At 34.0% G+C, this 5439-nt stretch carries 6 protein-coding genes and 2 pseudogenes; 3 read left to right on the top strand and 5 right to left on the bottom strand.

Going from position 1 to position 5439, the window contains the following annotated elements; genetic code table 11:
• Positions 1-829: 829 nt before the first annotated feature.
• Positions 830-1486 (top strand): annotated as a pseudogene (locus tag HET73_RS08500) (Rpn family recombination-promoting nuclease/putative transposase).
• A 40-nt stretch (positions 1487-1526) separates the two neighbouring features.
• Entirely contained in the window at positions 1527-1694 is a 168-nt protein-coding gene (locus HET73_RS08495; protein WP_246210202.1) for a hypothetical protein, read from the top strand.
• A gap of 66 nt (positions 1695-1760) precedes the next feature.
• Here the strand turns inward: HET73_RS08495 and HET73_RS08490 are convergent, their stop codons facing one another.
• The 4 genes from HET73_RS08490 to HET73_RS05845 form a co-directional block, all read right to left on the bottom strand.
• Positions 1761-2003, bottom strand: a complete 243-nt coding sequence (locus tag HET73_RS08490; protein ID WP_246210200.1) for an LbetaH domain-containing protein — start codon at positions 2001-2003, stop codon at positions 1761-1763.
• Positions 2000-2137, bottom strand: a complete 138-nt coding sequence (locus tag HET73_RS05855) for a hypothetical protein (protein WP_174134181.1) — start codon at positions 2135-2137, stop codon at positions 2000-2002. Before HET73_RS05855 ends, HET73_RS08490 begins: the two co-directional genes overlap by 4 nt.
• 94 nt (positions 2138-2231) lie before the next feature.
• Entirely contained in the window at positions 2232-2360 is a 129-nt protein-coding gene (locus tag HET73_RS05850; RefSeq protein ID WP_174134180.1) for a WPE palindromic element domain-containing protein, read from the bottom strand.
• Positions 2361-3358: 998 nt separating this feature from the next.
• A complete protein-coding gene (locus HET73_RS05845) occupies positions 3359-3604 on the bottom strand; it encodes a hypothetical protein (RefSeq protein ID WP_174134179.1) in 246 nt (81 codons plus the stop codon).
• 76 nt (positions 3605-3680) lie between these two features.
• Between HET73_RS05845 and HET73_RS05840 the strand changes: the two are divergent.
• Positions 3681-4281: pseudogene (locus HET73_RS05840) on the top strand (S49 family peptidase); the annotation flags it as partial.
• Positions 4282-4336: 55 nt separating this feature from the next.
• On the opposite strand, the gene HET73_RS05835 reads toward HET73_RS05840, so the two are convergent.
• Entirely contained in the window at positions 4337-5281 is a 945-nt protein-coding gene (locus HET73_RS05835; protein WP_174134178.1) for an aspartic protease family protein, read from the bottom strand.
• Positions 5282-5439: the final 158 nt, after the last annotated feature.

The raw sequence follows: 5439 nt of genomic DNA, 5'->3' as shown, positions 1-5439 counted from the left end.
GCCTTCATGTTGATTATACTTGCTTTTCTTCGAGGAGATGATCGGCATCGTTGTTTTTGGCCAGACTGTGAGACAGGACTTTCCTCTGAATTCCGTCAGCGTGAAAGAAGGAAAAAAGTTTCACAATCCTCATCTCAACTTCAGAATAGGAGGTATCAGGCTAACATTTAAAATTTTTTGCCTTTAACGGCGAACCTGCTGAGAGCCCACCAAAATTAAGAGCAAGTTAAAGAGCATAATAAATGCAAGTAAGCTCAATAAGGAAGTTGCGAACTTACAGCAGCAGTTACAAAATAAAGAGAAGAATATAGGAAAACTGAATGGTGAAGTTACAAAGTTAAAGGGAAGCTTAACAGCTAAAGGGAATGAAATAGTACAACTAAAACAACAACAACAGTCAAATGCTGAAGTTAACAAACTAAAGAAAGAATTGGAAACTAAATAGAAAAAAGTTCAGCAGTTACAGCAGAAGAATAAAGAACTAGAAACTAAAAAACAACCAACTGAGCAACCAAAACAAAGCAATGGAGCAAGGTATAGTGCCACTGTTGGTGTTGGTCTTGCTGCTGGGCTGGTAACATTTACTGCACTTGAACATACAGTTAAGCTAGAGATATTGGTGACAAATTGGTATAGCAGTAGCATCTGCACTGGCAGTTGGTGGTATTACATGCTACGTGTTAAAACCTAGTACTAAAGTGGATGAAACACAAAAACCACAAGTAAATGCGGGTGAAAGCTTAATAACACAGTTTGTTGAGAACTAAAATATAGTTGAATAAATATCAATAATAGTGTATAAATATTAATATTTTTAAGCACTATAGTTGTGGCTTTTTCAAAATTTTTAGATCCCAAAAACGATGTAGCCTTTCGGCGCATCTTTGGTACTGAAAAAAATAAAGATATCCTCATTCATTTTCTCATCGATATCTTGGGCTTTACTGGCAAGAATGAAATAAAAGAAATAGTATTCCTCAGCACTATTATCGATGCTGAAATTACCTCTAAAAAACAAAGTATTGTTGATGTTCTCTGTAGAGATGAAAATGGGGCGCAAGTGATCGTTGAAATGCCAGTTGCTCAAACTAAAGGTTTCGAGAAACGTGCTCAATATTATGCAGCTAAGGCGTATTCAAGACAGGCTAATAATATGATCAATATGAAGGCCTTAAAGAAATTATCTTTATTGCTATAGCAGATTGTATTCTATTCCCTGATAAGTCTGAATATAAATCAAAGCATACTATTCGAGATGAGGATACCAATGAACACGATTTAAAAGATTTTTATTTTACATTTTATTGAGTTGCCAAAATTTCCCAAGACGAAGGAAGATCAATTGGAATGTATAGTTGAAAAATGGGTCTACTTCTTCAAGCATGCAGATGAAACCAGTGAAAAGGAATTGGAAAAAATAATAGGAAGCGACGTAATAATCAAAAAAGCATATGAAGAGCTGAACAGATTCAACTGGTCAGAATAGGAGTTCATAGCATATGAACAAGAAATAAAGCGTATTCGTGATGAGAAGGCTGTCCTCGCTAAAAAAAATTGATGATGCCACTGAAAAAGGCATCAAGATTGGTAAAGAGGAAGGTAGGAAGAAGGTAGAAAAGAAGGTAGAGAAGAAGGAAAAATTGAAGTTGCGAAAGCAATGTTGGCTAATAACGTTGATGTTGACACTATTATAAAGTTTACTGGTCTTTCCATTAGTGAAATCAAAGTGTTGCAGGATTAACGTGATAATGTGTGTGCTTTTAACTTTTATACTCCTTCATCAACATAATATAATTTTGTGCTGATTGTGTAATATGTTTAATTTCTTCACTTGACATTTTTCTGAACTGGTCTACCAGTTCATATTTTTCACTCTTTACCACCTTTCCATGAGTCACTAACCCTCTTCTTGTCATCCAAGTAGCCCTATTTCCTGTCATCCCAGCCCTCCCCTGTTTGCCATCTAATTCGGAGTCATCCAAGTAGCCCCCCAATGGTGTCATCCCAGTGCGTGACACTGGGATCCAGTTCTTTTTATCAAAAAATTATATTTTGATAGTTGTTTTACCACATTCATTTGTATGATCTGGTTTCCAGCGTCACGCGCTGTAATGACAAGGTTAAGGGTGTCATCCAAGCAGCCATTTTCTTGTCATTTAATTCGGCCAGTCCTCCTCTCCTGTCATCCCAGTATCTCCTTTTTTGTCATCCTAGCGCGTGACGCTGGGATCTCATTTACTCTTTAAAGAAGGCTCCTTTGTTGTCATCCAAGTAGCTCCCAATGGTGTCATCCCAGTGCGTGACACTGGGATCCAGTTCTTTTTATCAAAAAAATAATATTTTGATAGTTGTTTTACCAAACCTATTGTGTGATCTGGGCTGGAATGACACCTTTTATGGATTCATAAATTGCAACTATAAAAATTTAAGAAATTACTAAATCGAAAAAAAGGCAAAAGAAGCCCTGGTCAATATCTGTTCAAAAACATTGGCATCTTTTTAGCCTTAAACGCTGCAATTTAGCTGCTTTTAAACTACAACTAACCTTAGCTTTAATGTTTAAAAAATTTACAAAAGCAGAAAAAAGGCAAGAGAATCCCGTGTTAGAAGCTGCCCACTCTCTAATACTTCAAATCGGCGTACTATACTGTCTTAAACGACTCATAAGCGCGCTTCAGCTTATATAGGCAAAAACCTAGAAATCTAGGTGAACTTTATAAAGACGTAAGGTGCACATAGTGCAAAAATTAAAAAATAAGACGCCAATATCGTTATAATCCTGTCATTTAATCTGCTGGCGAGATTGCGAAGTTAAATAAAATAGCTTCATTGTCATTATAATGAGATTGAAGGGGGTTGTCAAGGAATTTCACGGGCACCTTACTTCTTGTGCTTCATTGACTGATATGTTATCTATTGCTGTTTCTGGAACTTTTTTATATAAACTCACTGCTTCAGCATGCATCCCATGTTTGGTAAAAAACCCTTGTCTTATGACATGATTAACTGATAATCCTCCAAATCGGCAATTTTTTCCTATTTCTTATTTACAATCTTTTAAATTTTTTCACATCTCTTGATCTTGTACCTCTACCCTTATAAAGTCTTTATTTTTCTCATTAGGGTATAATCTAACTTCCAATTCCCCCTGATTGGTATAGAAAGTTAATACTATATCACTTCCATCTATAAGGTTAGTGTATAATTCCTTATACCATTTACCGTTACAATTTCTACCTCATTTTTACCAATCTTTATTACATCTCGTCCATATTCTATTTCTCCCTGAGTTAGTCCTAGATTCTTTGCTCCATCTGTAACTTTTTGACATCTATCGTGCTATCTTCCGAATATCCAATTAGAAAGTAGAGTTATCTATTCTTACATCATTGAGCTCACTATTGGTCGCACTTTTCGCAACTTCAATAAACTTATAAGCATTTCTAATATAATCTTCACGAGCTTTTATCATATTAGATTTGTGGTCCTCAAATTCTGATTCCAGTTCATCAACTACACAACTACCAATTTTATTACTAAAATACTGCTCCTCTTGAGATACCAGCTTACATATTATGTCACTGGCAACTTTAGGATTTTTCACCTAACTTACTGATTTTTCTATTACATAATCTACAAAATTTGATACATTTTCACCTTTACATGATCTTGTGTACTCCATAAAGTCTATTTTAGACCAAAGTGAATTTGATGAAAAACAATGAATAAAATATACGACAGTATATGCGGGGAATCGAAAAAACGACTTAAATCCGCATGAGCCAATAACGCCTGAAAGCCTGGGGAACTTATAAAAAGAAGTAGACCGGTTATATGAGATGTTAGTGGAGCTAATAGCAAAAAACCGAAATCTTTCAACTGAAAAATCCAATCAACGGAAGCAGGACTATATTTTGGTAAGAAAGCAATAGAAATAGGAATTGCTGATGGAATAACAACCTATTCAGAATTTATAGATAGGAGAAATAATAGGAGTAATAACTATAAGATCGATGCGGATGAGTTAATGGAGGAATCAAAGCATGAAATATGCCGCAATGAGGTTCTGGGGATAATAAGATTATATAATTTATCAAAGATGCCAGAGAAGATAGGGGAATTTATTGAGCAAGGTGTAAATGCAAAACAAGCGCAAGAAATATTAATGTCGATACTGGCGGGTAGAACGAAGAAGACAGAGATACTGAGCACAATACCAAAAGTTCATCAGAAGATTGAATGATGCAGGTAGCGAAAACACGAGAAAAATCGGGCATTTGAGAAATTTAGGTAATTGCTTACCGCGACAATCAAAAACACCGCGGTAAAATAAATCTTATAACCGCCGCATAAGCATGTTTAATTCTTGCATCCAATTTCTTCCTAAACGTGGGATTCCATGATTATGCTTTGTCAATACCAGTTCAAGAGTTTTTGAAATTTGGTCTTTAAGAACTCTGACATTGCATTTTCCTTTAATTTCAATATTTTGTCCTCCAAAACCATTTATAGTTATGTCATATTTTTCTAAAGAGCACTTTTGAAAGAATTTACTGTACAAGTTAAAGGGTATTACTGTTATTTCAGCACCTGAGTCTACTTCAAATTTGATATTTTGATTTTCCACCAGGACATCTGTAGTAATTTTTGGTGATTGGGAAACTGCATTTATGGTTAATTCTTTAAGTTTTGGTGGGTTTTGCTTAAAATGCATTTCTGTATTTTTATTTCTTTCAGTTGGCTTCTTATACCGGCAGACTGTTGAAATGTGACCTTTTTCGTGACACAATTTGCAGGTACCTTCTCTGAAAAAACATTTTTCTGAGATATGGTTACTTTTACCACAATGTCTGCATTTATTAAATTTAGCCTTTTCTATATTTGGGTTTTTAAAAGTTTTAATTTTGTCCACAGCTTTATTTTTAATATTTAAAGTTTCCTTTGCTGTAGATTCAAACATTTGAGCAATATCAATTGCTGATTCAAATTTTAAATCTTTCTCAGACAATAATCTTCTTATCAATTGATCATTGTTAAGTCCAACCACAAACAAATCACGTAGTTGTTCATTTAATTGAGCTCCATAACAACATTTAGCTGCTTGTCGCTTTAGCCTTACAACAAAATCTTTAATATTTTCATTCATGTCTTGCTTAATTTTATGCAAAATAAATCTTTCATAAATTATATTAGGAATTGGATCAAAATGATCTATTAATATTTGTATTATTTGATCAAAAGTTAAGTCATCTAATATTTTTGGTGCAATTAAATCAATCAAAATATCATAAGTTTTCGCACCAATTAGCGTAATTAAAATAGGCTTTTTCTTTTCTTCTTTTATTTCAAAACATTTAAAATATTCAATTAAACGATTAACGTAATTTTTGAGCGATGTTTAATCACAATTAAATTTATCAAAACTTACGTTGATATTTG

The organism is Wolbachia endosymbiont of Atemnus politus (genome assembly GCF_013309895.1).
Note: the sequence above shows the minus strand (reverse complement) of the source record. Positions and strands in the feature narration are given on the sequence as shown.

Coding starts and splice junctions, on each gene's coding strand:
- HET73_RS08495 (WP_246210202.1), top strand. CDS start 1,527: ATGAGAAGGCTGTCCTCGCTAAAAAAAATTGATGATGCCACTGAAAAA.
- HET73_RS08490 (WP_246210200.1), bottom strand. CDS start 2,003: ATGACACCATTGGGGGGCTACTTGGATGACTCCGAATTAGATGGCAAA.